1 protein-coding gene is annotated in these 482 nt (G+C 64.7%); it reads right to left on the bottom strand.

Annotation, left to right across the window (positions count from 1 at the left end; genetic code table 11):
• Nucleotides 1-38: 38 nt before the first annotated feature.
• On the bottom strand, nucleotides 39-482 hold a 444-nt coding region (locus N865_RS21360; RefSeq protein WP_034810300.1), incomplete at its 5' end, for an IS30 family transposase.

The following is a 482-nucleotide window of genomic DNA, read 5'->3' as shown; positions in this document are numbered from 1 at the left end:
GGGCGGATTCAAGGGGTCATCGCAACACCGATCCGGTTTTAGCTGGTGAGTAGATCACGCAAACGCTCGGCTGGGGTAGCCCAGTCGAGCGTTTTGCGTGGTCTGGCGTTGAGTTCCTGGGCGACGTGCTCAAGGTCTTGGGGTCCGTGCACGCTTAGGTCGGTGCCCTTTGGGAAGTACTGGCGCAGCAGACCGTTGGTGTTCTCATTGGTGCCGCGTTGCCAAGGGCTCGACGGATCGCAGAAGTACACGGCCATGTCGGTGGCCATGGCGAACTGACGGTGGCGGGCCATCTCGGCGCCCTGGTCCCAAGTCAGGGACCCACGCAGGTGCTGGGGCAGCGTCGAGATCGTCGCCGTCAACGCGTCGCGGACGTGCTCGGCGTCGTGCCCGTTGGGCAGGTGCAGCAGCATCGTGTAGCGGGTGGCGCGTTCGACCAGGGTGCCGATCGCGGACTGGTTGCCGGCGCCCATGATCAAGTC

Source organism: Intrasporangium oryzae NRRL B-24470, from assembly GCF_000576595.1.
In the GTDB taxonomy this organism is placed as follows: domain Bacteria; phylum Actinomycetota; class Actinomycetes; order Actinomycetales; family Dermatophilaceae; genus Intrasporangium_C; species Intrasporangium_C oryzae.
Note: the sequence above shows the minus strand (reverse complement) of the source record. Positions and strands in the feature narration are given on the sequence as shown.